We start from the raw sequence: 26,708 nt of genomic DNA on the forward strand, positions 1-26,708 counted from the left end.
GTTTCCTGCACAAAGATGTGCAAAAATCACTGATTTGTTGATTTTCCCTCACAAGCGTAAATAGGGTATGTTCAGAAAAAATCAAGTACAACTTTTGGTGAAGAGCCTAGTTGATTATATGCTGTTTGTCTGCCTGATCATGACGCAGGGCGAATTATGACAATAATGTGAACAAACGAGCAAACGGGTTGCCAATTTGGTTGGACGTTTGGTAAGATAAAAACGTGAACGGAAGACAAAACCTGATACCCCTTTGTTTGACCGTGAACAATTTCTCCCATCCCCTTTGTTGTCTTGGCAACAAGAAAAAGCCCGGCGTCAGCCGGGCTTTTTCTTGCGCCCATCCCTGCTTTTAGGGACGGGAATCATCGATATAGCGCCAAAATGTTCCGTGTTTGACGGGCACCCGCTCCACTTTTTGCTTTAGCTGCAACTTTTTCATTTCCGTTTCCGCTTCTTGGATCGTCCAGTTGTACACAACGGCAACTTCCTTTGTGGCGACGAATTTAAAATGGCTTAAAAATGATTCCAGCGGAGGAGGAGAGGACGGTTCAGGATGGAAGCCGAGCATTTCAGCGATCAATTCGACGTAGATGTCGTACGGATAGCATCCGGAAATTTTAATGCCTTCGTCTTCAATGTTTTCATTAAACAACACAAGCGTCGGAATTTCGTCGACGTCCATTTCCGATGTGATTTTTAAATCGCATTGGAACGCTTTCGCCGCTCCCGGCGAGTGCATGTCGCGCAAAAATTCATCGACATCCAAGCCCGCTTTGACGGCGCATTCGGCGAGCACCGACAAATCGGCGACATTTTGTTTTTCGAGAAAGAGCTGTTCTTGCAGCTTGCGCAAAAAGCGAAGGCCAGCCCGCTTTCCTTGCATTTCCGCCGCTTTAATGGCGAGCGATGGGGCGAACGGGCTCGAAATCGGGTTTTCGAGCCAAACGCTGCCGTCGCATGACATGCCGGTGCGGTTCGCCGCCCACTCCCACGCTTTCGCCATTGCCTCCGGTTTCGTTCCTTTGCGCGCGTTCCATGTCGCCCATGTTCCGCTCAATATGTGCCTTAAGGTAAAAAAACGGCCGTATTCGATCGTCAGTTTTTTGATGACTGGTTCAAGCCCCCAGCATTCCGGGCATAAAGGATCGATAAACAAATACAGCTCGAGCGGTTTGTTCGTGTTGCCTAGCGGCTGGGAAGGGTAGCAAGTTGATGTCGTCTTCCCAGCAAACTTCTCACTCAAGGGTATGCTCCTTTCTGTCCAGATGATCTGGGGTATTGACCATATGATGGGCGGTGAGTACGAGCCGGTGATAAAACTGTTCGCGCGCCGGCCCGGACAAGCCGATTTCCTCCATGGCTGCCCGCATGCAGGCAAGCCACGCTTCCGCCCGCTTCGGCGTGATTTCAAAGCGGAGATGGCGCGCCCTCAGCATGGGGTGTCCATGCTCTGCCGTGTAAAGAGGGGGGCCGCCTAAATATTGTGTTAAAAACTGTTTTTGCTTGCGGGCGGTTTCCGTCAAATCGTCAGGGAAAATGGGCCGCAAGTCCGGATGCGCGGCCACGCGACGGTAAAATGCTTCGACAAGTTTCGCAACCGTCTCCTCTCCGCCGATCGCCTCATAAAGAGTTTGCCATTGTTCACCCATCGCGGATGCTCCTTTTGTTTGAAAATCATTCGTTGTCGTTTGATTGCTATTTTATCAACAGCACGCATGGATCTCAAACAAAGTGACTCGAGCACCGCTCGTTTATGTGCGGTAGCTTTTCAACACGCGTTCGACATACGCCCGCGTTTCGGCAAATGGGGGCACGCCCCCATAGCGGTCGACGTGCCCGGGCCCGGCGTTGTAGGCGGCTAAGGCGAGAGTGATATTGCCGCTGTACCGGTCAAGGAGCTGGCGCAAATATTTTACGCCGCCGTCGATGTTTTGCGCCGGATCAAGCGGGTTGTGGACGCCGAGCATTTTTGCCGTGCTTGGCATGAGCTGCATGAGTCCAAGCGCTCCAGCCGGGCTTTTCGCATCGGGACGGAAATTTGACTCATGGCGAATGACGGCGCGGATGAGCTGCGGGTCAACATCGTATTTTTCCGCTGCCGCCGCGATGAAAGCATCGATGGAAGAAGATGAGTTGGTTGCAGCACCCGCTTCATGTTCGAGCGGGGCGCTGCGATGGCCGGCGGGCGCCGGGGGCTGACCGCTTAGGGCAGCTTGAGGCGCCTCGGCAGAAGATTCCTCACCGCGGCTGAGAGATTCGGCAAGCAAGCTTGAAAACAAGGATGGCACCGGCGATGGCAACAGGCTGGAGCGTCCGGGTGAGAACGCATTGAGCGCCTGCCATTCGATGAGCAGCTTTAATGGCGAAACGGTCATCGTCTTTCCTCCATTTCTTTCATGCGGGCGTAAAAGCGGGCGATTTTGTTTGGCGCCGGGCGGCGCGGGATGCCGAGCGCCTCAAGCAGGCGCAAAAACCGCTTTTCACCCGCTTCCACGTGATCCACTTCATATTCAAGTTCGTAATCTTCGCTTTGCAAGTAACAGTTATGGTCAAGGCATAGCGTGCCGCCTTCATGCGGCCATTCGGCTCGGTCGGTGACAAGGGAGCCAAAGCAGCGCACCTCGTGTGGGTTGATGCCCAGTTCTGCAAGCAAATCGGCGATCGCCCCGCGCGGCGCCGCTATACCAGCAAGCAACGCTTCCGCTTCAGACAGCGAAAGCGGCTCATGGATTTCCAAAATGGTCCCGTCCGCCCGCGTTTGTTTCAGCGTCAAGGTCAGGCGTCCCTCTTTCGCTCGGATGCGCAGCGCTGCCGCTCGTTCTTTCAGGGCGAATGACGGGGTGTCAAAGTAATGGTTTTCCTGGCGGAAGAAAGCGCCATCATCAAGGCGGAAGGCGGCGCGGACGGCAGCAAACTCCGCTGCTGTTAACAAGTTTTTTAATTCGATTTCGATTTCTTGATGCATCGTGAATCCCCTTCAGACAGGATAGTCGTCTCCCTCTATTATCAGCTGTTTTCCGGCGAATATCAATTATTTCGCCTGTATAGGGTGAATATGGTAAAATAAAGGGCGGATGGTTGATGCGGAAGGAGAGAAAACATGAACGAAAAATGGATCGTCGAGCGGGCGGAGCGGGAAGGCGGCCGGCTTTGGCTGTATGTCAATGATGCTCCGGTTCCGCTTGCCCGCGTAACGCCGAAACGCCATATGCTTGTCGACTCGGATGCGTTGGCGTTTGCGTACATTTTGGAAACCGATAACCGCTTTCTATATGTCATGATTCCGAAGCCGTGGTGGCCTGAGCTAAAGGCGGCGCTTGACGCCAAGGAGCCGGTCTGGCTTCGATGTGGAGAGAGGACGCTTGAGCTTGAACAGTTTCACGATGAACTGTCTTATTTGCTTGAAAATATTCGCGGCAACGCCAACTATGGCGAGGCGCTTGAACAGGCGGTGCAAGACGTGTTTTTTGAGCCATAAGCCGGGGGGTTCCCTTTCCGGCGCGTTAGGATCGGGAGCGGCCCGGTGAATTCGACAGATGAGCGGTTCCATCGAGCAGCAAGAGACGTAAGCCGCGGGAGATCGAAAACATGTAGGCAGGTGGTACGATGGTCAACCATTGGGATTTGTTTTTAGCCCCGTATAAGCAGGCGGTTGAGGAGCTGAAAGTGAAGCTAAGGGGCATTCGCGCCCAATTCGAGATGATTGAAGCGCACTCGCCGATTGAGTTTGTCACCGGACGGGTGAAGCCAGTTGCCAGCATTTTGGATAAGGCGCAAAAGAAAAACATCCCGCTCGACCGTCTCGAGGAAGAGATGCAAGATATTGCGGGGCTGCGCATCATGTGCCAGTTTGTCGATGACATTAAGACCGTCGTCGAGCTATTGCGCCAGCGCAACGATTTTACGATTGTCGAAGAACGCGATTACATCACGCAAAAAAAAGAGAGCGGCTACCGCTCGTACCATGTCGTCATCCGCTATCCAGTGCAGACGATCCGCGGTGAAAAAAACATCTTGGCGGAGATTCAAATTCGAACGTTGGCGATGAACTTTTGGGCGACGATTGAGCATTCGTTGAACTATAAGTACAGCGGGCGTTTCCCCGAAGATATCAAAGTTCGGTTGCAGCGCGCCGCGGAGGCGGCCTATCGCCTCGATGAGGAGATGTCGAAAATCCGCTTTGAAATTCAAGAAGCGCAGGCTGCTTTTTCTCGAAAACAAGAAGCAAAAGGAGAAGGGCAATGAAACGGACGGACGCGCCGCTCGTGTTCGCCATCACGTCCAAAGGCGACGACATATCAAACGCTCTGGCGCAAAAAATGAAAACGTATTTGCTTGACTTTGACTTGCGTTACGATGAAGAGGAACCTGATCTCGTCATTTCGGTTGGCGGTGATGGAACGCTGTTGTATGCGTTCCATCGCTATTGCCATCGGTTGGACAAGACGGCGTTTGTCGGAGTCCATACTGGCCATCTCGGCTTTTACGCAGACTGGGTGCCGGAGGAACTCGAAAAGCTCGTCATCGCCATCGCCAAGACGCCGTACCAAGTGGTCGAATACCCGCTCCTTGAGGTGACGATCCGCTATCTCAACGGCGGAAGCGAGGCAAAGTATTTAGCGCTCAATGAATGCACAGTCAAGTGCGTCAGCGGGACGCTCGTGATGGATGTCGAGATTCGCGGCGACTTGTTTGAGCGGTTCCGCGGCGACGGGTTGTGCATTTCGACGCCGACCGGCAGCACGGCTTACAATAAAGCGCTCGGTGGCGCGATTTTGCATCCTTCGCTTGAGGCGATTCAAGTGACCGAGATGGCGTCGATCAACAACCGCGTGTTTCGGACAATCGGTTCGCCGCTCGTGCTGCCGGCGCACCATACGTGTTTACTCAAGCCGGTCAACCACGTCGATTTTCAAATTACGATCGACCATTTGTCACTGTTGCATAAAGAAGTGAAGTCGATTCAATGCCGGGTGGCCGATGAAAAGGTGCGTTTCGCCCGCTTTCGGCCGTTTCCGTTTTGGCGGCGGGTGCGCGACTCGTTTATCGCCGACTGAGGGAAAGCACGCCTCCTTGGTTAGGCAACGCTTCCTGTTTGCGGCGAGGTGATGGTCTTTTGGCGCGGATGCCGATTCCGTTTTCGCGGCGCCAAAGAAAAGTGGATGGAACACGATGAGCAAGACGGAGATTTTTGATCAGAAAGGTGACGAACATTGCCGCCGTTTACCATGACCTTTTCCATCGATGAACAGCACGACGGAAAGCTGCTGCGCCAGTTTTTGCAAGAGAACGGCATTTCGCGGACGGCGCTTACCGATATTAAATTCCATGGCGGGGCGCTGTTGGTTGACGGTCGGCCCGTCACCGTCCGCCATGTGCTGCGCGCCGGCGAGACGCTGTCGGTTGTCTTTCCGCCGGAGCGGACAAGCGATTGGATGGACGCAGAAGCGATGCCGCTTGACATTCTGTATGAAGACGATTACGTCCTTGTTGTCAACAAACCAGCGGGATTGGCGACGATTCCGTCGCGCCACCACCCGGGCGGGACGCTCGCCAATGGCTTGCTTCACCATTATCGAAAGCAGCAGCTCGACTCGACCGTCCATATCGTCACCCGGCTTGACCGCGACACGTCCGGGCTCGTGCTCGTCGCCAAGCACCGCCACGTTCATCATTTGTTGTCGGCATTGCAGCAAAAAGGGCACGTTGTGCGCACGTATGAGGCCATTTGCCATGGCGTCATCGTCGAGGATGAAGGGACGATTGACGCCCCCATCGGCCGCCAAAGCGACAGCATCATTGCCCGCGAAGTGCGGGAAGACGGGAAGTCGGCTGTCACTCATTTTCGTGTACTTGAGCGGCTTTATGGCTATACATACGTTTCGCTCCGGCTGGAGACGGGGCGCACGCACCAAATCCGCGTTCATTTGGCTTATCTCGGCCACCCGCTCGCCGGCGATGAACTGTACGGCGGGAGCCGGGAGATGATCGGCCGCCAGGCGCTTCATAGCCGGCAGCTGTCGTTTTTTCACCCGTTTGCCGGGCGCTGGTATACATGTTCCGCCCCGCTTCCTGACGATATGGAACTCCTCCTAGAGGCAACGCGCAGACGGTGCGCTGATTAGGAGAACGTGCGGAATTTTTCCGGGACGAACGGCATCGAGGAAGGAACGGATACCGTTTCCATTTCCGGATAGCGCAAGGCGGTCAGCGCACCGCCGAATACGCAGCCGGTGTCGATGTTGACCGTCCGCCCGACAAACCGCGGTTTTTCGACCGGCGTGTGGCCGTATACAACCCATGCGCTGCCGTGATACCGTTTCGCCCAGTCGCGGCGCACCGGCGTCCCGTCCGGGTTCGTTTCGCCGGTGATGTCCCCATACAGGACGAACGTCTTGACTTTTTTGTCCGTCCGCCCGATATAGTCGTGACGGATGCCGGCGTGGGCGATGACAAGGCGCCCCTCATCGAGCACCGCATACAGCGGCGCCTGTTCATACAGGCGGATGAACTTGCGGCGGATCATCTCTTGTTCGCTTGGAGGCAAGGCGCGATATTCCGCGACCGTCGTCTCAAGCCCGTGGGCGATTTGCACGTTTCGTCCTAAAAAAAAGCGGTACAGCTTATTGCAATGGTTGCCTGGCACGTAGTAAGCCAAATTTCGCTCAACAAGGGCGCAGACGATCTCGATCATGTTCAGCGATTCAGGACCGCGGTCGGTCAAATCGCCGACGAAGCCGAGCTTTCGTCCGTCGGGATGAATTGGCACCCCTTCGTCCCAATGGTAGCCGAGTGTTTCCGTCAATGCGGCGAATTCGCGGAAGCAGCCATGAATGTCGCCGATGATGTCCACTTGCATCGAATGTGCTCCTTTCTCGCCATAATGGTTGTACTACCAGTATGTCCGTTCAGTCAGGAAAAGAAAAGATGCGGCGGTTTTGCCCGTCTCATCGCGGCTTTTGCGGGGGCAACGCCCAAACGGCGGAGCCCGCGGCCAGGAAACAAAGAAGTGGAGTTGAGCTTGATGGCGACAAAAAACGCCGCCTGCGGACACAGCAAGCGGCTTTATTCATCGCTTGCGAACATAAACTTCCGCGTTCGCGAATGAACGTTTAAGACGAGGCCGATCGCCAGCATATAAGTCGCCAGCGAGCTTCCTCCATAGCTGATGAACGGAAGCGGCAACCCCGTGATCGGCAAAAGTCCAATCGTCATGCCAATGTTTTGGAACACTTGGAACGTAATCATGCCCGCGACGCCGGCGCATAAATAGCTGCCATATAAATCGTTGCTCTCCAAGGCAATATGGATCATGCGATAAATGAGCAGGAAAAAGAGAGACACGACGATGCTTGAGCCGACAAATCCGAACTGTTCTGAGATGACGCCAAACACAAAGTCTGTGTGCGCCTCCGGCAAATAGACTTGTAAGTTGCCCAATCCTTTCCCATACAGTTCCCCTGACCCAATGGCCATAAGCGAACGGATGAGCTGGAAGCCTTGTTCGTTGGAATATTCATATGGAGCCAGCCAGCCGTAAAACCGGTTCAACTGGTAATCTTCTTTAATAATGTACTTATGGAAGAAATCAGGAAAATAAAAGAAAATGAACACAACGACTGCCACCATTGTTACACCGGAAAGGACAATGCCGAAAATGATGCGCCAGCGGATGCCGGAAACGAGCACCAAGGTGGCGGTGATGGCCATAAACACCATCGACATGCCCATGTCCGGCTGCTTGGCGAGCAAAATAAGCGGCGGCAAGACGGTCAAAGCGATTTTGCCAAGCAATTTAAAATCATCGCTGATCGTCGGTTCGGGATATTTTTCCCGATGGTTGACGATGATGCGACTTAGGACGATGATCATAAAAATTTTCATCAGCTCGGATGGTTGAAAGTTGCCTCCAGGTAGATGATACCAGCTCGTCGCCCCCTTAATGGTTACGGATCCTGGGACGTTCAATTCCAGCCCAAGCAACAGCAACATCCCGAATCCATACAAATACCAAGCGATTTGAAACAGCCGATCATAGTCAATGATCATCGTCAAGGCGATCACGACAGCGCCGATGGCGTACCATTGCAGCTGTTTCGAAGCGAAGTTGACGTTTTGCAGTTTCTCCGGCAGCATCGGTTCTGCGCTATGGATGGCGATGGCGCTGACGACCGCCATCAAGAATAAAAGGAACAGCATATGGTAATCCAGCTTCGATTTGGAAAAACGATCATGATCCATGGAACGATCCTCTCCATTCAAATGTGCCATATACCATATTAGCGAATCGCGCCGGTTTTGCAAAGTGGGAAAAACCGCCGCCAGCATGAAGGAATCGGAAGGCAAAAGGGAAGCGTGCATTTACATCGCCCGCCGCATCGCCTATAATAGAATTAACACCTGGTGCTAAGAATAAATGATAATTGGGAGGATGAACGAATGGTCTTATCGTTGGAAGGACGTACATATGTCGTGATGGGGGTGGCGAACAAACGAAGCATCGCCTGGGGCATCGCTCGTTCGCTTCACGCTGCCGGCGCTCGGTTGGTGTTTACGTATGCCGGAGAGCGGTTTGAAAAAGAGGTGCGGGCGCTTGTGGATACGCTTGGGGACGAACGTTCGCTTCTGCTGCCATGCGATGTGGCAAAAGATGAAGACATCGTTCAATGTTTTGCGCAAATCAAACAACAAGTCGGCGTCATCCACGGCGTCGCTCATTGCATCGCCTACGCCAATAAAGAAGACTTGAGCGGGGAATATATGAACGTCAGCCGCGAAGGCTTTTTGCTCGCCCACAATATCAGCGCATATTCGCTCACCGCGGTTGCGCGCGAGGCGAAAGAGCTGATGACGGAAGGCGGCAGCATCGTCACCCTCACGTACTTAGGCGGCGAGCGCGTCGTGCAAAACTACAACATTATGGGTGTGGCGAAAGCGTCGCTTGATGCGAGCGTGAAATATTTGGCGAACGATTTAGGCAAATACGGCATCCGCGTCAATGCCATTTCCGCTGGACCGATTCGCACACTGTCGGCCAAAGGGGTGAGCGATTTCAACTCGATTTTAAAGCAAATCGAAGAACGCGCTCCGCTCCGCCGGACGACGACCCAAGAAGAAGTCGGCGATGCGGCGCTGTTTTTGTTCAGCGACTTGTCGCGCGGCATCACCGGGGAAATTATTCACGTCGACTCGGGATACCACATTTTAGGATATTAAAAACGTGCGAGCAGCCGTTCCTGTTGATGGAGCGGCTGTTTTTTGCTTGACTTGGGCAATTATTGAGATCACGGGCATACATATATAAGGTAAGGCAAGCATGGAAAAGGGGGATCGACGTGCGGAAACAAAACGTTGTGGAGACGGAGCCGTTGCTTTACATTGTGCAGCCAAAAGCGATGCGGGCGGCGGCGCATATGCAAGAAACGTTTATGTGGACTAGCCGAACGCAACAGGAAGAGGAAGGAAATTCCAACGATGAACGAGGCGGCGAGGAGGAACCGACTGAATTTTTTGCCAAAAAAGAATTCCAAGCGATGGCGCTCGACGAGCGGCTGGCCTTTTTGGCGGAGCTGCCCGGCCATTTGCCGCCGCTGAAATGCCAATTTGTCATGAAGGATAAGAGCTATGAAGGCATATTAAAGAAGTGCACGGCGACCGAGTTGACGATCGCCGATGAACAGGGAAACGAAACGGTCATCGGGCGCGCGCAGCTTCTCGCGGTGACGATGATCGGGTTTGTGCAGTAACGCATTTCCTTGCGTTGAAACGCATCTTTGCCTGAATGCGTTGCGGCGCCAGGAAAGGATGATGAGGGTTTGTTTCCTTCATTTGCTGTGGGAGTGTATTCTCATTTTTATTTTGGATGTCCGTCATTTTCTTCGTTGGCGATTTTCGATTCGTGTTAGTGTGAGCTTGCAATCGTAAAATGTTTGGTGTCATGTTTCGCTTGAGCCAATTTGCGGTTCAAATGCGTTTTAGGCGACGCGTCCAGCGTTTGTTGGTTGCCGCTTGCAATGGTAAAAGGTTTTATGTGGCGGCCGGTTTGGGGCTGTTTAGGAGCTGGGGCGCTTTTCGCGAGTTCAGTTCGCTCTGCCGCAGCTTCTTTTTGTTTGGCTGTTTGTTGATGGTCTTCCATTGATATGGCACGCTCTTTTTTGGTTTTTCCCTTTTTCGTTTTGTCGGATGACGCTGCCGCGTTCTTTTTCGAGTGGACTTTTTCTTTTGCATCCGCTTTAGGGGTTGGCCGGTTCCGTTGTTCTGTTGCATCTTCTTTCAGCGGTTCTATTGTCATGCCGGCTGCTTGTTCTTCACTCACTACAGCTTGTTCTGTTTTCTCCGCCTGCTCCCAAACTTCCAATAACTCGGAAGCGACTCGCTCCCAATGATAGATCGAAATCGCAAGCTGCCGGCCTTTTTCTCCCATTCTTCTCATCAATGATTGATCCGATAATATTTGGGCAATCTTGTTGGCAAAATCACTTGGGTCCTCCGGATTTTCTACGATAAGGCCGTTTTCATTGGCGAAAATGACTTCCGGATTGCCGCCTCTCGCGGTCGTTACGATCGGAAGGCCTGCTGCCATGGCCTCGTAGTGGACGCGCGCCAACGGTTCCTGCCATTGCGAGGTGCATACAAACAAATCAGCCGCCGCAAACCAATTTTGGATTTCATTCGGTGGGACAAAGCCTGTCGTGACAACGGGGACAGGCATTCGTTTCGCCAGTGCTCTTACATAGGCGACATAATCAGTCATGTCATTTTCGCTAAACCAGTTGCTCCCGACAATCACCAGGGCTAAGTTTTTAAATTTTTTTGCCAGCTCCGGCAATGCTAGAATGAGTTTATCGACCCCTTTATTGCGCGACAGCCTTCCGGCGAACAAAATGACCGTTTTGTTTTCCAACCCATGTGCCCGCCGAATGTCGTTGCGTATTTTCTGCATTTTTGGATGATTTCCCGGCAAAAATCGTTCGCTGTCTACTCCAGAATAAATCGTGCGCAATTTTGGCGATGCCTGCGGATATAGACTGCGGATGACATTGCCAATATAATCGCTCACGGTTACGATGTAGGCCACTTCTGCGATGGCCGCCGTTGCTTCTTCTGGATCGATTTTTTCCGGTTGAAACATATCATTGTGCATACTTAACGTCATTTTGGCGTCGGGCGCTGCCTGCCGGATGGGCAGAACAAGGCGGGGGCGGTTAAAGATATGGATGAGATCGAACTTGTTCGCTTCCACATAACGAACAACGTTTTCCCGGTATATTTCAAATATTTTTCCCGGTACGCGCACGTAGCGAACGCCATGGATCGTTTCTTGCTCGGGAAGCGACGAATCGCTGATGCCTAAAACGGTAATATCATGGAATTGGCTTACATGTGGAAGAATGCCGGAAATATACGTTTGAATGGCTCCGCCGAGTACAGGGGGAACGGGGAGTTTTTCTGTACAAACCATCAAAATCCTCATATTTATCCCACTCCTTTCCAGTCATTTTCGATTTCTGCCAATACAGGCCACTTTGACTGGTCGGTTTCGACAATCGTTTGAATTAACTGTGCTGTTTGTTCATTGAGAAAAATTTCCGGTTCATAGACGACTTCTTTCATATTTTTATAAAATTCGTTTGGCATGGCCAAGTCAATCATCAAAAGCTCGTATAATTCAGGTGTGATTGGATTTGCTTCATGGTACGCTAGAATCATTTCCCGCACCCATGTTGCATCCCATTTGTATAAATCCGCCATTGTGCCGCTAATGAGTTTTCGTAAATCACGAATCGGAAGGTCAAAGGCAACTCCGTCGAGATCAATAATCCACATTCCGTCCGCGCCCATTTGGCCGTTGGACCAACCGTAGTCTTGGTGAACCAACCCCCAATGAGCCGTTCCTTGCTTGACGAATTCAACATAGCTGGATTGCAGGAATCGTTCCATGCCTTTTCGCGCCTGTTCTTCAAATCGGTCAACTACCTCTAATAATGGTGGGCTTGCCGGCATTTCAGGGTAGTATTTGGCAATGTTCCGAAACCAGCTCATTTTCGTAATCATTTTTTCATAGTTTTTTGGCCATTTGGTTAGCCGCGAAGCCATTTCCGCCTGTTTTGGGGGGACATACCCTTTGCTTAGCCGATGGAATTCACCAAGGGCATAACAAAGCTTTCTTGCTCCTTCCAAATCCTTTGTAACTGGCGTCAACGGTTCAATCCATTCCGCCACAAACCATAGTTTTCCTCCTGCCTCGACATAACGTTTTCCATCCTTTGTTTTTACAATTGGCGGCACTCTTGCCTTGCGCACTTCCACTAAATATTCTTGTGCTCCTAGGCTGAATAGGCTCCTTGTCGGCCTCCGGTGCAGCAGCTTCAAACTTTTCGGGCCTGATTTCGTTTCGAGCTTCCAAATCGCTCCTCCCTTGTCCGGTTTTGTCGTAACGATTTGCATGTTTTGAACGGATAAATCGTAGTTTTTCAGCACTTCCTCTGCCAGCTGGATGATATACTCAGGGATAAAAAATTCATGGGTCGTTTCATCGACGAGCCATGGTTCAATCACGATGTCTTTCATGCTATCCCTCCTGTCAGGTATTTGGGAATGGACGAAGTGAAATATGTGTGATTGCTACTAGGATATGTATGGAGAACGAAATTGGACTGGGTAAGCTCATTAAATAGAGGATATTTCCCAAAGCCTCTGCAGTTTGACGAACTGGGGGGCGGCGAAAGTGTGACGAGTGGGGATCCATGCACAAGGAGCGGCATGGTTGATTTCATCGGAGAAAGAGAAAAAGGCTGTCCCGAAACCATTTCTCTTAGACAGCCCTTATTGGTTTGGGGAAAGGGAGGAACATGCTTCGATATAAACCGTTTCAAACCGCTTGGCCACATGGTGAAATTGAAATTGCTGTTCAACGAGCCTTCTTGCCTTTTTCGCCATGGTTTCCGCTTCATGTTTGTTCACAAGCATGTAATCAATTGCTTCAAAAAAAGCGTGCGGGTTTTGGTAGTCATCGATGACAAAGCCGGTCTCGCCGTGGCGAACGATTTCGGCATTGCCGCCGCGGTTGGTCGTCACGACCGGAATGCCTGCGGCCATCGCTTCGTAATGGACGCGGGCGAGCGGCTCGTGCCATTGCGAGCTGCATACAAACACATCGGCCATTAAGAGCAGTTTGGGGATATGACTGTGCGGAACGTAATTCGTAAACAGAACGCGATCGGCCATCGGCGCCGCGAGTTCATGAAGCCAGTCGATGTATTCGCTTCGTCCGGTGTCGCCGAACCATTTTCCGCCGACGATGACAAGCGCTGCCTCGGGATGGCGGACCAAAAGGGATGGCAAGCATTGAATCAGCAAATGCGGTCCTTTTGTTTTGCTGAGTCGGCCGAGAAAGAGAACGACTTTTTTATCAGTGAGTCCGTACGCTTCGCGTTCCGCCTGGCGTATGCGCTTGCCCTCTTCTGTCCAGACGGGGATGTATTGGGAAGCATCGACTCCGGAATAAACGATTTTTACTTTCTGAGGATCGATTGGGTAACGGTTTGTCACCGTCCGTTTGATGTATTCACTGACAGCAGTCAGCAAGGTGCAGGCGTCTAGCGCCCGCTTCGCCTGCTTGGCTGTCATTTTCAGCGGGGAAAACATGTCGTTATGCAGGCTTAGCACAAAGGCGCTTTGCGGAGCCGCCGCTTGGTAATCGATGAGCGGAACAGGACGATTGAAGACGTGAACGACATCAAAGTTGTATGCGGCCAGCGCACGTGCCACATCCGTTTCATACGTGGCTTTTGGAAAACGGATGTAGTGGATGTCTCCGTCTGTCTCTTCAGGCGGCAACAGCGGGTCAGTGATCGAAAAAATAGTCAGTTCGTGGCGGCGGGCGATCAATGGAGCAATCCCATCGATCATCATTTGAATGGCCCCGCCCCGCACTGCTGGGGCGGGCAGCTTTTCGGTGCAGACATAGGCGATTTTCATAAATGCTCACCCTCATACAGCGAACGGATGTATTCAATCTCTTTTTGCAGGCCGTCCTCAAGCGTTACAACCGGCTTGTACCCAAGCAGCCGCTCCGCTTTTGTCAAGTCGGCCCATGTTTGTTTCGGCTCTCCGCGGGCGGCGGGGGTATACTGAATGATCGCTTGTTTTCCCGTCAGCTTTTCAAGCAGCCGGATCACCTCATTGACCGATGTTCGTTCTTTTCCGCCGATATTGATCGTTTCTCCAATGACGCCATCCCGCTCGATTGCGGCGATTGTTCCATCAACGCAGTCAGAAATATAGGTGAAATCGCGCGATTGTGTTCCGTCGCCGAACACAATGAGCGGTTGTCCAGCGAGCAGCTGGCGGATGAAGCGGTGAAACGACATGTCCGGGCGCTGGCGCGGGCCGTAGACGGTGAAATAGCGCAAAATGACGATCGGTACGGCGAACTCGCGAAAATAGACGCGGCATAAATGTTCGCCGGTGAGCTTCGTAATGCCATATGGGGAGAGCGGGGCCGGTTCAAGCGTTTCCGACAACGGGCCGCTCCGCTCGCCGTAGACGGATGAGGTCGAAGCGTAGATGAACCGTTTGAGCGGCCGGTCTTTGCATGCCTCAAGCAACCGCTGGGTAGCGGAAATGTTGTGTGCAGCATAGGCGGCAAACTCCGTCCCCCAGCTCGTTCGCACGCCGGGCATGCCGGCTAAGTGGTAGACCGCTTCGACGTTTTGCAGCAAGGACGGCAAATCGGCTGTCAACAAATCCAGCTCAAGAAAGGTAAACCGTGGATGAGACTGCAAATGGGCAATGTTCTTCGCTTTTAGCGGCGCCGGCGTCGGTCCGAGAAAGCCGTCGACGCCAATCACATGATGCTCGTCGTTTTCGAGCAGTTTTTCGCATAAATGGGAGCCGATAAATCCGGCCGCCCCGGTGACGAGAATGTTCACGGGCGCCCCACCCCCATGTAGCGCAAACCGCTTTGTTCGACTGCATGGCGATCCAAACAGTTTCGACCGTCAAACACGAGCGTCCCATTCATCGCCGCTTTCACTTGCCCCCAGTCAAGCGTGCGGAATTCGTCCCAATCGGTGGCGATGACCAAGCCATCCGCCCCTTGGATCGCTTCGTGCACCGACTGGACTTGTGTGACGCGGGCGAGCGGCTCCGAGAGCGTTGCCTTCGGGTCGTAGGCGGCAACCGTACAGCCGTTTTCACTCAATCGGCGGATGAGCGCTTCAGCGGGGGAAAAACGCGTATCGTCTGTATTCGGCTTGAAGGAGATGCCAAGCACGGCGATCTTTTTGTCCGTCAATGGGGCAAGTTGCTCATTGAGTTTTTGGAAGCAAACGTCAAGCTGGGTGGCGTTGATGGTCTGCACTGCCTTCAGCAAATGCGGCTCCACTTGGCGCGAGCGCGCCGCATGTTCGAGCGCTTTGATATCTTTTGGAAAGCAAGATCCTCCATAGCCGAGGCCGGCCCGCAAAAAATGCGGGCCGATGCGCGGGTCGAGGCCGATCCCGCGGGCGATGTCATTGACATCGACGGCAAACGCGTCACAGATGCGCGCCATTTCGTTAATAAAGGAAATTTTGGTCGCCAAAAACGCGTTGGCGGCGTATTTGATCAGTTCCGCGCCGGTCAGGCTTGTTGTGAGGTAAGGGGCATTGATGCCGGCATACACCGCCTGCATGACGGCAAGCGATTGGTCATCATCCGGTTCGAGTCCGACGACGATTTTGTCTGGGTGAAACATATCGTAGACAGCCGACCCTTCCCGCAAAAACTCTGGGTTGGATACGATGCGGAACAACTGCGGTTTCACTCCTTTGCGGATGAGCTCGGCACACATCCATTCATTCGTCCCCGGAGGGACGGTGCTTTTCGTGACGATCGTTTTGTACGATTTGATCGTTGTTGCCAAGCGGTCGAGCACCGCTTCAATATAGCGCAAGTCGGTGCCGCCGTCGGGCCGCGGCGGGGTGCCGACACAAATGACAACGACGGTCGCCCTTTTGATATCATCCCAGCGGCCGCTGAACGTCAGATCATTATAGTTTTTGACAATCAATTCTTCGAGCCCTGGCTCATAAAACGGAACTTCCCCGTTATTGAGCAGGCGGATTTTCCGTTCATCATGATCGATGCAATGCACTTCATGCCCAAGTTCAGCAAGGACGGCAGCGGTGGTTAGTCCGACGTAGCCAGCGCCAATGATGCAAATGTTCATCCTAATAGGCCTCCTTCGTGAAATCTCCGGCTTTTATAGCGTATTAACAGACAAGCGTGGTTTGCTACATGGCAAGCGCCTAAAACGCTGGAAATGGTGCGGTCTATTTTCGGCGGACAACCTTTCTGCTGTTTGGAAAGGAAAGGGGAAGAATTAAGCAACAAAGGGGGTGTCCCAAAAGGATCGGGACACCCTCTTTCGTCTCTATATATACGTACTGACCGCTTCTTCCGCACTATATTTTGTGTCTATCCTGAAGGCAGACAGCCTTTTGGGTCAGCCCCTTTTGATGAACTCATCATACAACCGCTCCTGCACCTTGATTTGTTTCGTGATATCAAACCGCTGTTCAATCACTTTGCGTGCTTTTTTCGTGAAGGATGGAATTCGTTCCGGATGTTCCAGAAAAAACCGAATGCCGTTCGCTAGCTCAATATCGTCTCTTTCTGGTGCGAGATAGCCGGTGCGTTTGTGTTCGATCAATTCGGGGATGCCGGCGTGATTCGTTGAGACGACCGGCAGTCCGCTTGCCATCGCCTCTTTCAACACGTTGGGGATGCCTTCGATGTCTCCATCAGAAGCGGTCTCGCTCGCCAGGCAAAATAGATGGGCGCGTTCCATTTCGCGGGCGATTGAAGCGGCATCCATGGCACCCAGCAGGTCGACAAACGGATCGAGCTTCAGCTCGCTGATAAGCCGGCGGATGTTTTCTTCCTCTTTGCCGCTGCCGATGATGCGGAGGCGGCAGCGCGGATGAACCGCATGCACGCGCCAAAAGGCGCGCACGAGCGTTAAAAAGCCTTTTTTCTCGACGAGCCGGCCGATTGAGAGAATGATGATGTCTCCGTTCTCAGGAATCGTCCGCTCTCGGTACGGAAATAAATCGAGCTCGATGCCGCCGTAGAGAACTTGGATTTTTTCCGGCGGAAAGCCTAGTGTAGTCAGTTCATTGGCAAGATAGCGGCAGACAGGAAGAAAGAGCGCCCCGTGCTGTTTGAGCAAATTGTACCGTTTTTGATTGCGCCGCAAACTTTGATGCTTCGCCGATCCATCGCGGCCGCGGATGCTGACGACAAGCGGAATGCGATGGGCGATGCAAAGCGGAAGAATTTCGACGGCATGCTTTCCATGGTGAGCGTGAATGGCGACAATATTTTGTTCTTTGGCGAAGCGGCCGAAATCGTCGATGTCGTTGAGGTGATAATAGTTGATGAGAGGAAACGGATGGCTGCCGTCATCGGCGAATGACCCGATCATGATCGGGCGGTATTTTTTTAAATGAACCATTTGGTTGTAAATAAAACGTTGATTGATTTTCATTTTTTCATGAAAAAAGTGGGCGATCGTTTGTTTCATTTTTCTCTATCCCTCGCTTTTGAAAAAATCGGACAAGAATGCGAATTTTTTTGTTTCCTGTTCGGCGAGGCGGGTGAGCAAGTTCAAGGACGCTGGGCTGTTTACCGCCCGCTTTTGCTTTTCTTGGCCGACCGTTTCGCTGTAAAACACGTGCGGAAACATGGCATCAGCTAAATAGACCCTTTTGTATGGAGCATACAGGGAACAAACGGAGAAATAAAGGTCAAATAGCAACTTCGTTCGTTTTACCGCATCGTCTTTCGGGTTTTTCGTCAAAGAAATAAGCAAAAAGCGAAAATCATCAAGCGGAAGACCATAGTAGGCGAGGTCAAAGTCGATCATGATGACTTCGTGGTTTTCCGCCAATAAAAGGTTGTTGCTGTTGTAATCCCCGTGGCAAATGGCCTTTCGTTCTTTCGCTGTGCGGCAAAAATCAGCTAGATTGCTTTTTTCAAGCCATGCATAACTTTGATTCGCGATTCCAGCCATCTGTTCCATTATATGAGAAAGAGTGTCACTATGATCGATGGCCTTTGCCTGCTCCTCTAACTGTGCTGCTTTTTGCCGATGTGCGCTCAGCACGTCTTTTGGCTCCGGAAACGATGAAGGGCAGGGGCCGATCCAATCGGCAAACAGACTGTGAGCATGAAAGCGGGCGAGCCCTTCGATCCGTTGTTGGAAAGAGGGCTTCGTTCCGCTTGGGACGATGTAGTCCATCAAATAGTAGTAATGGCCTTTTCGGTGGATGTAATATTGGTCTGTTTTCGTTTGGAAGATTTTTGGGACATGAAATCCTTCTTGGTACAGCTTGGAATGAAGCAAAATCGGAAAATTCGTTTTGTCTTCGCTCAGCCGTTTCAGCACGTACCGTTCCCTCGTTTTTTTGTTTTGCACAAGCCATACTTTTTTTTCTTTCAGTTCCTTCATGATATCGACTTCAGTTCCAGTCAGGTCGTAACGGCTTAAAATGTCAAACAACAAGCGAGATCGTTTCGAAGCCAAGATCAGTTCCTCCTAGCATCCATTGTCGATTGGTAAAAGTGTATGTAATACGAGAAGAGAATGTATAGACAAGCGCACTAGTCAATGAGAAAACGGCGCCGCCAAAAAAATAAGCGCCGGCCGCGTTGGTTGGCGTCAGCCGGCTGTGCTTTCTTTCTTGGTTATTCTTCCTCGTCATCCGAATCAGCGGATGAAGCCGGCCGCATGGAAACAGGGAGATCGATTGCGGTGATCGCGGCCGCATCGATCGCAAGGGAGCGCCCCCCGTCTTTATAAAAGCGGTCAACCAATAGCGAGACGCTGTTCGTCCGCGGCTCGAAGCCGAGAAAAAGCGCATTGTAATGCGTCTCGTTGGTGGTGTGCACGTTAACCTCAGTGTTGAGTGGAAGCGCGGCCAGCTGTTCGTAAAGAGCACGGGGAAGGCGGGGTCGGGTTGGGCGTCGGTTGAAAAAGACATGGTACATCGCGTCGCCTCCTTTCTTGTCCCTTGTGTTAAAAACCTATACTTCATCATATGATTGGCTTAGGAGAGCGTTTGGGCAAACGTCCGCGTCAAAGAGAATTCACTGGCTGCCAAGTTGGAACGACGGAGAGGTAATCGGTTTTTTAGCGGTCATGACCGACGGAAAGGGGGAGAGGAGCATGGACGATCCATTTTCATTTGTCCTTCTTTGTTTAGCCAGCTTTCGCCTGACACGGCTGATTGTATATGATGCGATCACCGCCTGGATTCGCCGTCCCTTTCACGAATGGACGGAGCAGGAACTTCCAGACGGAAGCAAACAAGTATTTCTTTCTTTCAAGGGAGGCGGGCTGCGTCGCTGGTTTGGCGAATTGCTGAGCTGCTACTGGTGCACGGGGATTTGGTGTGCGGCGTTTTGTTATACTGGCCTAATGCTTTGGCCGAATGTTTTTGAGCCGCTCATTATGCTTCTAGCGATTGCCGGCGGGGCGGCGATCATGGAGACGCTCGTCAGTAAATGGCTGTCGTAAGGAGAAAGGCGGCTATTGAGATTATGACACAGCCAATGAGGGATGCCGGCGGGCGTCGTTTTGGTCAAAAAAATGGACAACGAACCGGTGATGCTGGTTGGGCAACGTTCGCTGAAGGAATGGCCGGCGGTGTGGATGGAAGTCGTCAAGCCGTCGTCAGCCGGTGATGCCAAAACAGCCGCGCAGCTTGTCGGGATGACGTTGATGGAAGGAAACGTCCAACTCCTATTGTTTGAAATAGGAAATAGCGGAGCCGGCCCAAAACGGCCGGCCCAAACAGCAGGTGCGCCGCTGGCCGGCATGAAGGCGGAAAACGAGCGGGTCACCATTGAATGGCAATATGGTTGGCGGCAGGAACGCCCTTTGGCAGTTCTGCGCAATACACGAATCCATCAACCGTCAATGAGCGGGCATTGCTGGACGGGGGAACAGTGATTTCAAACTGGGAAAAGCGCCGCTCCTCGCCTGGTTCAAGCGGGACATCATAAAGCGGGGCAAGCCAGTATTCCCCGCTTTGCCGCACTTTTTCCCGCCAGTTTTCTTGGGTGAACGTCCAGCTTTCCGCGCTATTGGAGATCAGCGCTTCCTGCTCGGCCCGTCCGCTGTTTGGCAAAACAATTTTCCCGCTGAGCACCGCTGTTTTTGGAGGCGAAAGGCGGAGACAGACAATCAAATGGTGAAGCGGCGCTGTTCCGTGATTGCGAATGATGAAATCGCCGATGATGGTCAGCTCTTCCTCGTCAAGATGCGTCGGAATGACGACAGAGTAGTGAAACAACGACGACACGGCGGCAGCTCGTTCAAACGCTGGTGTCTGTGCTTCTTTGGAGATGTTGGATCGCGTTTCTTCGAGTGCAATTTCACACAACAGAAGTTGGCGTTCCAAGGCGGCGATTTTTTTCTTATACGTTTCAACGTTGACGGTTTCTGCTTCGCGGAACTTTTCTTTCCAATAGGCGCTGCGCATTTTTTCTTTGGCCAGCTCGGCTTCCAGCTGTTGCACTTGTTGCCGGCATGAGGCCGCTTCCGACCGGTAGTGGATGATTTGTTGCTGCAGACGGAGATGTTGGTCGTTTTTGTTTTTCATATTGTTTCCACCCCTTCCATTCTCATCTTATGTATCCATTGCGGGTGCATGCCATATAAAAAAGGCTGTTGTTGGAACAACAGCCTGAACGGTGCAGAATGCTACATGGCCGGGAATACGTCCGGGCATTGCGGCGGGAATTTGGTTGTCGGGCAAAGCACGGCTTCGGCCAATTCTTCGCGCGGTTGGCAGAAACGAGCTTCGACTTCGATTTTGACATCAGCTTCCACTTGGACTTCAAGGCATAAGGTGATGGAAACATCGAGTTGTGCAAAGTTGTCTGTGCAGACTAGGCTCGTGTCGCATTCGAAGAACGAAATATGGCAGTTGAGCTGTGTGCCTTCCGGGGCGCATAAGATGAACGTTTGTGCTGTAGCGAACGGAATTGGCTTCGATTGGCAAATGACCGTGCCGGATGGGCTGACAATTTGCACGACGACATGCCCTTTGATGAGCGCTTTGACTTTTTGCAACGTCACCGTTTCCCCAGAAGGAAGGGTGACGTTTACGGACTGCCGGCCGTTTGGCTGCGTAATTTCCTGGCAAATCAAGGCGTCCTGGTCAACGACTGAGTCGATCGGATTGCCTTCAGCATCTGTCAGGAAGCAACGGATTGTCAAGTGTTGCGGGTTTGTATGTTGCGCTCCCAAAAAGTCGCAAATCGTTCCTTCCCGCCGGCAGTGATCCAGCGGGAAAAGTGCTTCCAAATCCTCGCCGCTGAAGCTGCGCAATGGCACATCGACTTGGCGCGTCACCCAGTCGTAAATTTTGCGCGTTCTGATGCATACTCTTTCTGTATCGCGACGGTGATGATGACTCATTTTTCTTCGTTCCTCCTATCGTTCAGTTGTTCCCCAACGCTTGGTGGTTTGGGACTACTGTATACTATGGAACGGATTAGGTAAATGTGTTGGGACAGATGCGGATTTTTGGTTGGTGGGCGCAGCCAGCGATGAATCAAAGGGGGAGATGTCGAATGATGAAAAATAAACATGGGGCGATGAACGAAAAGAGAAGGAGCACGGGTGAACAGCGGCTTGCTGAGCGAATGGCGGAACTGGAGCGCCGTCTGAAAGAGGTGGAAGCCGAAAACATTGTGTTAAAGGAGCTGGCTTACCAAAGCGCCAAGCGCTACGAGCAGCTCAAACAGCTGGAGAAGGAAAATGACGAGCTCCGCCGCCAGCTGCTGCAATCGCCATGGAGCGAAAAAACGGGCAAGACGGATGAGGACGAACGGCCGGACAGCTGGTTTTTCCGCACACTGAGGCAAGAAAATGCCATCATGCCACACCCGGAGCGAAACGAAAAATGAGAGGCACCCTTGGCTCGCCAAGCCATACAATAGCAGTAGCCGCTCGCTTTTTCTCTCGCCGTTAGACATTGTTTGTTTTTATGCCGTTTCGATTAGAGACGAATCGTACGGAAATGGACTTGAACATAAATTGGTTGATCGGCGAGGGCTACACTTTTTCGGGATGGAGGGATGAGAAATGAAGAAGCCAACTCCGTCGAAACCGGTGACAAGGGTGCTTTCTTCGACAACGCAGCCTGTGCGGCGTCCGAGCGGATGCGGATGCGGTCGGCCAGCCGTCATCAAGAAGAAATAACGGAAATCCGTGAGAGATGCCTATACTTCGCTTCGCCTCCTTGCATAGTCTAACAGTGCAACTAGGCGAAAGGAAGGGGGGAAGGGCATGTCGGATCGGAAAAAAGCGAAAGTGATTCATGTCGATAAATTGATCATTCATGCCGATGACATCGTCATTATGCCGCGCGGCCGCATCCGCGATCCGTGGTTGTTCCCGCACCGCGATGATACGGAAATGGAAGCCGTTGAAGATGTGCGGGACCGGGATAAGGAAGAACATGGTGAAGGAGGCCATGATCGAAACGAAGGAGAACGGAGACCGTTCTCGTGGATCTAGCCATAAAGCAAATGGGGGACGCAAACGGTGGAGCGTTTTAAAAATTACGGGCTTTGGCTCGGGGTCGGGTCGTTTGTCGTACTGGCGCTGGAGACGTTTGGCGTCGACATCGACCTTGGCAAGTATGAACAGTTGTATCATGCGTTATTAAGCATTTTGGTGATGGCCGGCATTTTAAACAACCCGTCGCTTGGCCGCGGTTATTCCGATAAAGTTGATAACAAGTCGTAAACCGCATGGGCGCCTGCAGAAGGCGCCCTTTTCGTGCCCGGAAAGGCTGGAAAGGCGGCAGAACGTTTTGCAGAAAATGACAATTATAATTTGGCGGCGAAAAACCATTCTAAACATTGTCACCACCAATCTTACACCATATAAGGAGGACATGAATCATGACGGTTGCAACACAAGTGAAACAAACATTGGCGGGGTTAAAATCGGCTCAAGCGAGCTTCGAAACGTTTGCTTTGCAAACCGAAAACCAAGCCGCGAAACAGCTTTACCAACAAGCTGCCCAACAAACGCAGGCGGTCATTGATTTGGTGAACTCGCGCATGCAAGAAATTCAAAACGAAGAGCCACAATATAAACAACAATAACCTTCGCAGAAGCGAATGGGATGGTTTAGGCGGAAAGGTTGGCACAGCACGCCAACCTTTCCCGACTTGGCGGAAATACATAAAAACGAATGGGTTGATGAAGATGAAAAAATGGTGGTTGGCGGCCGTCGTTGCGATGATCGCGGTCGGCGGCTGCGCCAAAGAAGAAACGGAACAAAAGCAATCGCTGCAAGGGGCAAACCTGCTGAGAACCCAAACGTCCGGGACGGCGAAACATGCGGAGCTGAACCAAGGTCCGGCCGAGCGGGCGGCCAGCTATTTGCGCGGGCGCGACGATGTTCGGGACGTGGTGGCGGTCAACAGCGGGGATCGGTTGCTCATTGCTTATCAAATTCCCCATATGAAGCGGTGGAGTCGAAAACAAATTGAGAAAGACATTGACCAAAAACTGCGCGACCTGTTTCCTGGCTATGACGTTGTTTCCTCGAGCGATTTGAAAATTTTTTGGAAGACGAAGGAATTAAAAGCCAACATGGACAATCGACGCTGGGATGAACGAAAAGTCAATCGGGAAGTCAGGCGCATTGAAAAGCTAAGCAAAGAGCAAACATAAGAGGTGTCATTATGGCGAATGAAAAACGGAAAAAGCTGACCCCGGTTCAGCAGGAATATCATTTATTCGAAAAAGAGCGGGAAACGAAGCGCCCTATCGTTCGCAACTGTGTTTGCGCGTTTCTCGTTGGCGGAATCATTTGCGTGATTGGACAGGCGATCTCTTATTTTTACATGTATTTTTTTGACTTTACCGAGCAAACGGCAGGCAATCCGACGGTGGCGACGATGGTCTTTTTGTCGATGATTTTAACTGGGCTTGGCGTTTATGACCGGATCGCCCAATTCGCTGGGGCGGGAAGCGCCGTGCCGGTGACAGGGTTTGGCAACGCCGTCATCTCGGCGGCGATTGAGCACCGGACGGAAGGATTTGTGTTAGGCGTCGGCTCGAACATGTTCAAGCTCGCCGGATCGGTCATCTTGTTCGGTACGTTTGCCGCCTTTGTTATCGCCCTTGTCAAAACGATTGCGACCCAGTGGGGGGGATTGTAATGCTGAAAGGGCACCGCACATGGGTGTTTGCGAACAAGCCGGCAATCATCGCAACAGCGGCGGTCGGCGGGCCGTTTGAGGCAAACGGCCGCCTCGCGGAAGACTTTGATCTTCTTCACGAAGATTTATGGCTCGGAGAGGAGTCGTACGAGAAGGCGCACCGCGTGCTCATGGAGGAAGCAGCGTTTCAGGCGATGGAAAAAGCCGGCCTAGAGAAAGAAAAAGTGCAATTTCTCATCGCCGGCGACTTGATCAACCAAATGACCCCGACAAGCTTTGCTGCCCGAACGCTCGGCATGCCGTATCTCGGTGTTTTTGGCGCCTGTTCCACTTCGATGGAAGGGCTGGCGCTAAGCGCTTTTATTGCCAACTACGGCGGGGCAGATTATATATTAACCGGAGCCTCAAGCCACAATGCTGCCGTCGAAAAACAGTTTCGTTACCCGACGGAATACGGCGGGCAAAAGCCGCCGACGGCGCAGTGGACAGTAACGGGAGCTGGCGTGGCGATCGTCAGCCCGAAAGGGGACGGGCCGCGCGTGACCGCGGCGACGATCGGCCGCGTTGTGGATATGGGGCTTGCCGACCCGTTCAACATGGGTGGAGCGATGGCGCCGGCGGCGGTCGATACGATTGAGGCGCATTTGCGCGACATGCAAATCGATGCATCGTATTACGATTTGATCGTCACCGGCGATCTAGGGCGAATCGGACGCCAAGTCTCCCTTGACTTGCTGCGTCAGCACGGCATTGACATTGATGAAGAGTGCTACCAAGATTGCGGGCTGCTCATTTACCGCGATGGGCAGCCGGTTTTGTCCGGCGCAAGTGGGGCGGCTTGTTCCGCTGTCGTCGTTTACGGGCATCTCATCAAACGGATGCGGCGCGGCGAGCTGAAGCGCATTTTGGCAGTCGCGACAGGAGCGCTATTGTCGCCGCTATCGTTCCAGCAAAACGAGACGATTCCATGCATCGCCCACGCGGTGGCGATCGAGTATGGAGGTGAGGCGTAGCGTGTTGGCTATGTTTTTTTGGGCGTTTGTCGTCGGCGGGCTGATTTGCGTGATCGGGCAAATTTTGATGGATGTGTTTAAACTGACACCTGCGCATACGTTGACGATTCTCGTCGTCGTCGGGGCGATTTTGGATGGATTCGGTTTGTATGAGCCACTCATTGATTTTGCCGGCGCCGGGGCGACGATTCCGATTACGAGCTTTGGAAACGCGCTCGTTCACGGCGCGATGCAAGAGGCGGAAAAACACGGCATTATCGGCGTATTGACCGGCATGTTTGAAGTGACGAGCGCCGGCATCTCAGCGGCGATCGTCTTTGGGTTTATCGGGGCGCTCTTGTTCCGCCCGAAAGGATAGGAGGGATCTTCCATGACCGTTGCTTCGCAGGTGAAACAAACGTTGGCGAGCTTAAAAGGCATTCACGCTGGGCTGCAACAGCTGGCGCTCACTTCCCAGGATGAAACGGCGCAGCGGACGTTTCATGAAGCGATGCTTGCGACAGAGGAGATCATCGCGGACATCAAAGACCGGATCGGCCGGCTCGAGTTCGAAGAGCCGCAATACCACGGAAAGTAAGGAGCATGATCGATGCCTATATGGTTAGAAACCGCCATTCGTTCGATTTGCATTTTAATCGGGTTGTTTGTGATCACCCGCATTCTCGGCAAAAAGCAATTATCAAAATTGTCGTTTTTTGAATACATCGTCGGCATTACCGTCGGCGATATCGCTGGAACGATGTCGGTCGATCTAGGAATTTCGTTGCAAGAAGGCATCACCAGCATTTTGATTTGGTCGCTGTTTCCAGTGGCTGTCGCTCGTCTCTCGCTGCGCAACAAGAAATTTCGCGATTTTGTCGAGGGCAATTCCACGGTTTTTATTAAAAACGGCAAAATTTTAGAGGAAAACTTGAAACGGGAGAAATATACGGTTGACGAGCTGCTCGAACAGCTGCGCAAAAAAGATGTGTTCCGCGTCGCCGACGTCGAGTTTGCGGTGCTTGAGCCAAACGGCGACTTGAACGTGTTGCTGAAGCGGGAAAAGCAGCCGCTCACCGTCGGAGATGTGTTCCCAAACCCACCGCGGGAAAAAGAGCCGCAAACGGTCATTATGGACGGCATGATTTTGGATGAGCCACTCGCTACGATGGGGCTTGGCCGCGGCTGGCTGAAGGAACAGCTTGACAAACAAGGAGTGGCGATTGAAAATGTGTTTCTCGCCCAAGTCGATTCATACGGACAGCTGACGATCGATTTGTACGATGATAAGATCCAAATTGCCGAGCCGCAGGAGAAAAAGCTGCTCTTGGCCGCGATGAAAAAAGTGCAGGCTGATCTGGAGCTGTATGCGTTGCAGACGAATTCCGAAGAGGCGAAGGCGCTGTATGAACGAAACGCCGCAAAAATGGCAGAGCTTGTGCAAAAAGTCGAACCGCTCTTGCGAAACTGATGACA

33 protein-coding genes are annotated in these 26,708 nt (G+C 52.3%); 17 read left to right on the top strand and 16 right to left on the bottom strand.

Annotated elements, in window-relative coordinates:
- Positions 1–352: 352 nt before the first annotated feature.
- The 4 genes from spxH to QWV57_RS04055 form a co-directional block, all read right to left on the bottom strand.
- Positions 353–1,246, bottom strand: coding sequence for a ClpXP adapter protein SpxH (gene spxH / locus QWV57_RS04040; RefSeq protein ID WP_015374162.1), 894 nt, complete (start codon positions 1,244–1,246; stop codon positions 353–355).
- The gene (locus QWV57_RS04045) at positions 1,239–1,652 is read right to left on the bottom strand and encodes a globin domain-containing protein (RefSeq protein ID WP_015374163.1); all 414 of its coding nucleotides are present in this window, start codon (positions 1,650–1,652) and stop codon (positions 1,239–1,241) included. The genes spxH and QWV57_RS04045 overlap by 8 nt, the downstream gene beginning before the upstream one ends.
- A gap of 102 nt (positions 1,653–1,754) precedes the next feature.
- Entirely contained in the window at positions 1,755–2,378 is a 624-nt protein-coding gene (locus tag QWV57_RS04050) for a lytic transglycosylase domain-containing protein (protein WP_015374164.1), read from the bottom strand.
- Entirely contained in the window at positions 2,375–2,968 is a 594-nt protein-coding gene (locus QWV57_RS04055; protein WP_011230328.1) for a CYTH domain-containing protein, read from the bottom strand. The genes QWV57_RS04050 and QWV57_RS04055 overlap by 4 nt, the downstream gene beginning before the upstream one ends.
- Positions 2,969–3,103: 135 nt before the next feature.
- Here QWV57_RS04055 and QWV57_RS04060 point away from each other — a divergent pair, with 135 nt between their 5' ends.
- From QWV57_RS04060 to QWV57_RS04075, 4 genes are all read left to right on the top strand, one after another.
- Complete coding sequence (locus QWV57_RS04060) at positions 3,104–3,481, top strand: UPF0738 family protein (protein WP_060788649.1); 378 nt, start codon at positions 3,104–3,106, stop codon at positions 3,479–3,481.
- 128 nt (positions 3,482–3,609) lie between these two features.
- Entirely contained in the window at positions 3,610–4,248 is a 639-nt protein-coding gene (gene yjbM, locus QWV57_RS04065; RefSeq protein WP_011230330.1) for a GTP diphosphokinase, read from the top strand.
- Positions 4,245–5,060, top strand: a complete 816-nt coding sequence (locus tag QWV57_RS04070; RefSeq protein ID WP_011230331.1) for an NAD kinase — start codon at positions 4,245–4,247, stop codon at positions 5,058–5,060. Before yjbM ends, QWV57_RS04070 begins: the two co-directional genes overlap by 4 nt.
- A 156-nt stretch (positions 5,061–5,216) precedes the next feature.
- Positions 5,217–6,128 (top strand): RluA family pseudouridine synthase, encoded by a 912-nt coding sequence (locus QWV57_RS04075; RefSeq protein WP_015374166.1) that lies wholly within the window; start codon positions 5,217–5,219, stop codon positions 6,126–6,128.
- Here the strand turns inward: QWV57_RS04075 and prpE are convergent.
- A complete protein-coding gene (gene prpE, locus QWV57_RS04080; protein ID WP_015374167.1) occupies positions 6,125–6,862 on the bottom strand; it encodes a bis(5'-nucleosyl)-tetraphosphatase PrpE in 738 nt (245 codons plus the stop codon). The two genes, QWV57_RS04075 and prpE, sit on opposite strands and share 4 nt — an antisense overlap.
- A gap of 206 nt (positions 6,863–7,068) precedes the next feature.
- The gene (locus tag QWV57_RS04085; RefSeq protein ID WP_011230334.1) at positions 7,069–8,244 is read right to left on the bottom strand and encodes an FtsW/RodA/SpoVE family cell cycle protein; all 1,176 of its coding nucleotides are present in this window, start codon (positions 8,242–8,244) and stop codon (positions 7,069–7,071) included.
- A gap of 198 nt (positions 8,245–8,442) precedes the next feature.
- Here QWV57_RS04085 and fabI point away from each other — a divergent pair, with 198 nt between their 5' ends.
- Positions 8,443–9,219, top strand: a complete 777-nt coding sequence (gene fabI / locus QWV57_RS04090) for an enoyl-ACP reductase FabI (protein WP_015374168.1) — start codon at positions 8,443–8,445, stop codon at positions 9,217–9,219.
- 119 nt (positions 9,220–9,338) lie between these two features.
- The gene (locus QWV57_RS04095) at positions 9,339–9,749 is read left to right on the top strand and encodes a CotO family spore coat protein (RefSeq protein WP_011230336.1); all 411 of its coding nucleotides are present in this window, start codon (positions 9,339–9,341) and stop codon (positions 9,747–9,749) included.
- A 155-nt stretch (positions 9,750–9,904) separates the two neighbouring features.
- Here QWV57_RS04095 and QWV57_RS04100 read toward each other — a convergent pair whose 3' ends face one another.
- The 8 genes from QWV57_RS04100 to QWV57_RS04135 all read right to left on the bottom strand — a co-directional run bounded on the left by QWV57_RS04100 (position 9,905) and on the right by QWV57_RS04135 (position 19,038).
- Positions 9,905–11,476, bottom strand: a complete 1,572-nt coding sequence (locus QWV57_RS04100; protein ID WP_301100729.1) for a glycosyltransferase family 4 protein — start codon at positions 11,474–11,476, stop codon at positions 9,905–9,907.
- 2 nt (positions 11,477–11,478) lie between these two features.
- Entirely contained in the window at positions 11,479–12,573 is a 1,095-nt protein-coding gene (locus QWV57_RS04105) for a CotS family spore coat protein (protein WP_301100731.1), read from the bottom strand.
- Between the two features lie 255 nt (positions 12,574–12,828).
- Positions 12,829–13,983: a glycosyltransferase family 4 protein gene (locus QWV57_RS04110; protein WP_015374171.1), complete on the bottom strand. Its 1,155-nt coding sequence runs from the start codon at positions 13,981–13,983 to the stop codon at positions 12,829–12,831.
- Positions 13,980–14,936: an NAD-dependent epimerase/dehydratase family protein gene (locus QWV57_RS04115; RefSeq protein ID WP_301100733.1), complete on the bottom strand. Its 957-nt coding sequence runs from the start codon at positions 14,934–14,936 to the stop codon at positions 13,980–13,982. The genes QWV57_RS04110 and QWV57_RS04115 overlap by 4 nt, the downstream gene beginning before the upstream one ends.
- Positions 14,933–16,216 carry a UDP-glucose dehydrogenase family protein gene (locus tag QWV57_RS04120; RefSeq protein ID WP_081132966.1) on the bottom strand — a complete coding sequence of 428 codons (1,284 nt, stop codon included), beginning with the start codon at positions 16,214–16,216 and terminating at the stop codon, positions 14,933–14,935. Before QWV57_RS04120 ends, QWV57_RS04115 begins: the two co-directional genes overlap by 4 nt.
- Before the next feature lie 276 nt (positions 16,217–16,492).
- Positions 16,493–17,572, bottom strand: coding sequence for a glycosyltransferase (locus QWV57_RS04125; protein ID WP_301100735.1), 1,080 nt, complete (start codon positions 17,570–17,572; stop codon positions 16,493–16,495).
- A 6-nt stretch (positions 17,573–17,578) separates the two neighbouring features.
- The gene (locus QWV57_RS04130; protein ID WP_015374175.1) at positions 17,579–18,574 is read right to left on the bottom strand and encodes an aminoglycoside phosphotransferase family protein; all 996 of its coding nucleotides are present in this window, start codon (positions 18,572–18,574) and stop codon (positions 17,579–17,581) included.
- 161 nt (positions 18,575–18,735) lie between these two features.
- Positions 18,736–19,038 (bottom strand): hypothetical protein, encoded by a 303-nt coding sequence (locus QWV57_RS04135; protein ID WP_015374176.1) that lies wholly within the window; start codon positions 19,036–19,038, stop codon positions 18,736–18,738.
- Between the two features lie 178 nt (positions 19,039–19,216).
- On the opposite strand from QWV57_RS04135, the gene QWV57_RS04140 reads away from it, so the two are divergent.
- Positions 19,217–19,567, top strand: a complete 351-nt coding sequence (locus QWV57_RS04140) for a DUF1360 domain-containing protein (RefSeq protein WP_081132963.1) — start codon at positions 19,217–19,219, stop codon at positions 19,565–19,567.
- Positions 19,568–19,889: 322 nt separating this feature from the next.
- Here QWV57_RS04140 and QWV57_RS04145 read toward each other — a convergent pair whose 3' ends face one another.
- Together QWV57_RS04145 and QWV57_RS04150 are read right to left on the bottom strand one after the other, a co-directional pair.
- A complete protein-coding gene (locus tag QWV57_RS04145) occupies positions 19,890–20,654 on the bottom strand; it encodes a hypothetical protein (RefSeq protein WP_081132962.1) in 765 nt (254 codons plus the stop codon).
- Between the two features lie 101 nt (positions 20,655–20,755).
- Positions 20,756–21,475: a BMQ_0737 family morphogenetic spore coat protein gene (locus tag QWV57_RS04150; RefSeq protein WP_063192226.1), complete on the bottom strand. Its 720-nt coding sequence runs from the start codon at positions 21,473–21,475 to the stop codon at positions 20,756–20,758.
- 155 nt (positions 21,476–21,630) lie between these two features.
- On the opposite strand from QWV57_RS04150, the gene QWV57_RS04155 reads away from it, so the two are divergent.
- From QWV57_RS04155 to QWV57_RS04200, 10 genes are all read left to right on the top strand, one after another.
- Entirely contained in the window at positions 21,631–21,966 is a 336-nt protein-coding gene (locus QWV57_RS04155) for a spore coat protein regulator protein YlbO (RefSeq protein WP_081132961.1), read from the top strand.
- A 382-nt stretch (positions 21,967–22,348) separates the two neighbouring features.
- Positions 22,349–22,579 (top strand): hypothetical protein, encoded by a 231-nt coding sequence (locus QWV57_RS04160; protein WP_011230350.1) that lies wholly within the window; start codon positions 22,349–22,351, stop codon positions 22,577–22,579.
- A gap of 27 nt (positions 22,580–22,606) precedes the next feature.
- Entirely contained in the window at positions 22,607–22,810 is a 204-nt protein-coding gene (locus tag QWV57_RS04165; RefSeq protein WP_015374179.1) for a hypothetical protein, read from the top strand.
- A gap of 158 nt (positions 22,811–22,968) precedes the next feature.
- Complete coding sequence (locus tag QWV57_RS04170; protein WP_011230352.1) at positions 22,969–23,175, top strand: DUF1657 domain-containing protein; 207 nt, start codon at positions 22,969–22,971, stop codon at positions 23,173–23,175.
- 97 nt (positions 23,176–23,272) lie between these two features.
- Positions 23,273–23,749 (top strand): YhcN/YlaJ family sporulation lipoprotein, encoded by a 477-nt coding sequence (locus tag QWV57_RS04175; RefSeq protein ID WP_033005017.1) that lies wholly within the window; start codon positions 23,273–23,275, stop codon positions 23,747–23,749.
- 11 nt (positions 23,750–23,760) lie between these two features.
- Positions 23,761–24,240, top strand: coding sequence for a stage V sporulation protein AC (gene spoVAC / locus QWV57_RS04180; RefSeq protein WP_011230354.1), 480 nt, complete (start codon positions 23,761–23,763; stop codon positions 24,238–24,240).
- Positions 24,240–25,253 (top strand): stage V sporulation protein AD, encoded by a 1,014-nt coding sequence (gene spoVAD / locus QWV57_RS04185; RefSeq protein WP_301100748.1) that lies wholly within the window; start codon positions 24,240–24,242, stop codon positions 25,251–25,253. The genes spoVAC and spoVAD overlap by 1 nt, the downstream gene beginning before the upstream one ends.
- 1 nt (position 25,254) lies before the next feature.
- Complete coding sequence (gene spoVAE, locus QWV57_RS04190) at positions 25,255–25,611, top strand: stage V sporulation protein AE (RefSeq protein WP_013146042.1); 357 nt, start codon at positions 25,255–25,257, stop codon at positions 25,609–25,611.
- 12 nt (positions 25,612–25,623) lie between these two features.
- The gene (locus QWV57_RS04195; protein ID WP_011230357.1) at positions 25,624–25,830 is read left to right on the top strand and encodes a DUF1657 domain-containing protein; all 207 of its coding nucleotides are present in this window, start codon (positions 25,624–25,626) and stop codon (positions 25,828–25,830) included.
- 12 nt (positions 25,831–25,842) lie between these two features.
- Entirely contained in the window at positions 25,843–26,703 is an 861-nt protein-coding gene (locus QWV57_RS04200; protein WP_013523193.1) for a DUF421 domain-containing protein, read from the top strand.
- The last annotated feature ends 5 nt before the right edge of the window (positions 26,704–26,708 follow it).

Source organism: Geobacillus zalihae, from assembly GCF_030414215.1.
Classification (GTDB): Bacteria; Bacillota; Bacilli; order Bacillales; family Anoxybacillaceae; genus Geobacillus; species Geobacillus zalihae.

Coding starts and splice junctions, on each gene's coding strand:
- QWV57_RS04045 (WP_015374163.1), bottom strand. CDS start 1,652: ATGGGTGAACAATGGCAAACTCTTTATGAGGCGATCGGCGGAGAGGAG.
- QWV57_RS04050 (WP_015374164.1), bottom strand. CDS start 2,378: ATGACCGTTTCGCCATTAAAGCTGCTCATCGAATGGCAGGCGCTCAAT.
- QWV57_RS04055 (WP_011230328.1), bottom strand. CDS start 2,968: ATGCATCAAGAAATCGAAATCGAATTAAAAAACTTGTTAACAGCAGCG.
- QWV57_RS04060 (WP_060788649.1), top strand. CDS start 3,104: ATGAACGAAAAATGGATCGTCGAGCGGGCGGAGCGGGAAGGCGGCCGG.
- yjbM (WP_011230330.1), top strand. CDS start 3,610: ATGGTCAACCATTGGGATTTGTTTTTAGCCCCGTATAAGCAGGCGGTT.
- QWV57_RS04070 (WP_011230331.1), top strand. CDS start 4,245: ATGAAACGGACGGACGCGCCGCTCGTGTTCGCCATCACGTCCAAAGGC.
- prpE (WP_015374167.1), bottom strand. CDS start 6,862: ATGCAAGTGGACATCATCGGCGACATTCATGGCTGCTTCCGCGAATTC.
- QWV57_RS04085 (WP_011230334.1), bottom strand. CDS start 8,244: ATGGATCATGATCGTTTTTCCAAATCGAAGCTGGATTACCATATGCTG.
- fabI (WP_015374168.1), top strand. CDS start 8,443: ATGGTCTTATCGTTGGAAGGACGTACATATGTCGTGATGGGGGTGGCG.
- QWV57_RS04100 (WP_301100729.1), bottom strand. CDS start 11,476: ATGAGGATTTTGATGGTTTGTACAGAAAAACTCCCCGTTCCCCCTGTA.
- QWV57_RS04105 (WP_301100731.1), bottom strand. CDS start 12,573: ATGAAAGACATCGTGATTGAACCATGGCTCGTCGATGAAACGACCCAT.
- QWV57_RS04110 (WP_015374171.1), bottom strand. CDS start 13,983: ATGAAAATCGCCTATGTCTGCACCGAAAAGCTGCCCGCCCCAGCAGTG.
- QWV57_RS04120 (WP_081132966.1), bottom strand. CDS start 16,216: ATGAACATTTGCATCATTGGCGCTGGCTACGTCGGACTAACCACCGCT.
- QWV57_RS04125 (WP_301100735.1), bottom strand. CDS start 17,572: ATGAAACAAACGATCGCCCACTTTTTTCATGAAAAAATGAAAATCAAT.
- QWV57_RS04135 (WP_015374176.1), bottom strand. CDS start 19,038: ATGTACCATGTCTTTTTCAACCGACGCCCAACCCGACCCCGCCTTCCC.
- QWV57_RS04140 (WP_081132963.1), top strand. CDS start 19,217: ATGGACGATCCATTTTCATTTGTCCTTCTTTGTTTAGCCAGCTTTCGC.
- QWV57_RS04145 (WP_081132962.1), bottom strand. CDS start 20,654: ATGAAAAACAAAAACGACCAACATCTCCGTCTGCAGCAACAAATCATC.
- QWV57_RS04150 (WP_063192226.1), bottom strand. CDS start 21,475: ATGAGTCATCATCACCGTCGCGATACAGAAAGAGTATGCATCAGAACG.
- QWV57_RS04155 (WP_081132961.1), top strand. CDS start 21,631: ATGATGAAAAATAAACATGGGGCGATGAACGAAAAGAGAAGGAGCACG.
- QWV57_RS04160 (WP_011230350.1), top strand. CDS start 22,349: ATGTCGGATCGGAAAAAAGCGAAAGTGATTCATGTCGATAAATTGATC.
- QWV57_RS04170 (WP_011230352.1), top strand. CDS start 22,969: ATGACGGTTGCAACACAAGTGAAACAAACATTGGCGGGGTTAAAATCG.
- QWV57_RS04175 (WP_033005017.1), top strand. CDS start 23,273: ATGAAGATGAAAAAATGGTGGTTGGCGGCCGTCGTTGCGATGATCGCG.
- spoVAC (WP_011230354.1), top strand. CDS start 23,761: ATGGCGAATGAAAAACGGAAAAAGCTGACCCCGGTTCAGCAGGAATAT.
- spoVAD (WP_301100748.1), top strand. CDS start 24,240: ATGCTGAAAGGGCACCGCACATGGGTGTTTGCGAACAAGCCGGCAATC.
- QWV57_RS04195 (WP_011230357.1), top strand. CDS start 25,624: ATGACCGTTGCTTCGCAGGTGAAACAAACGTTGGCGAGCTTAAAAGGC.
- QWV57_RS04200 (WP_013523193.1), top strand. CDS start 25,843: ATGCCTATATGGTTAGAAACCGCCATTCGTTCGATTTGCATTTTAATC.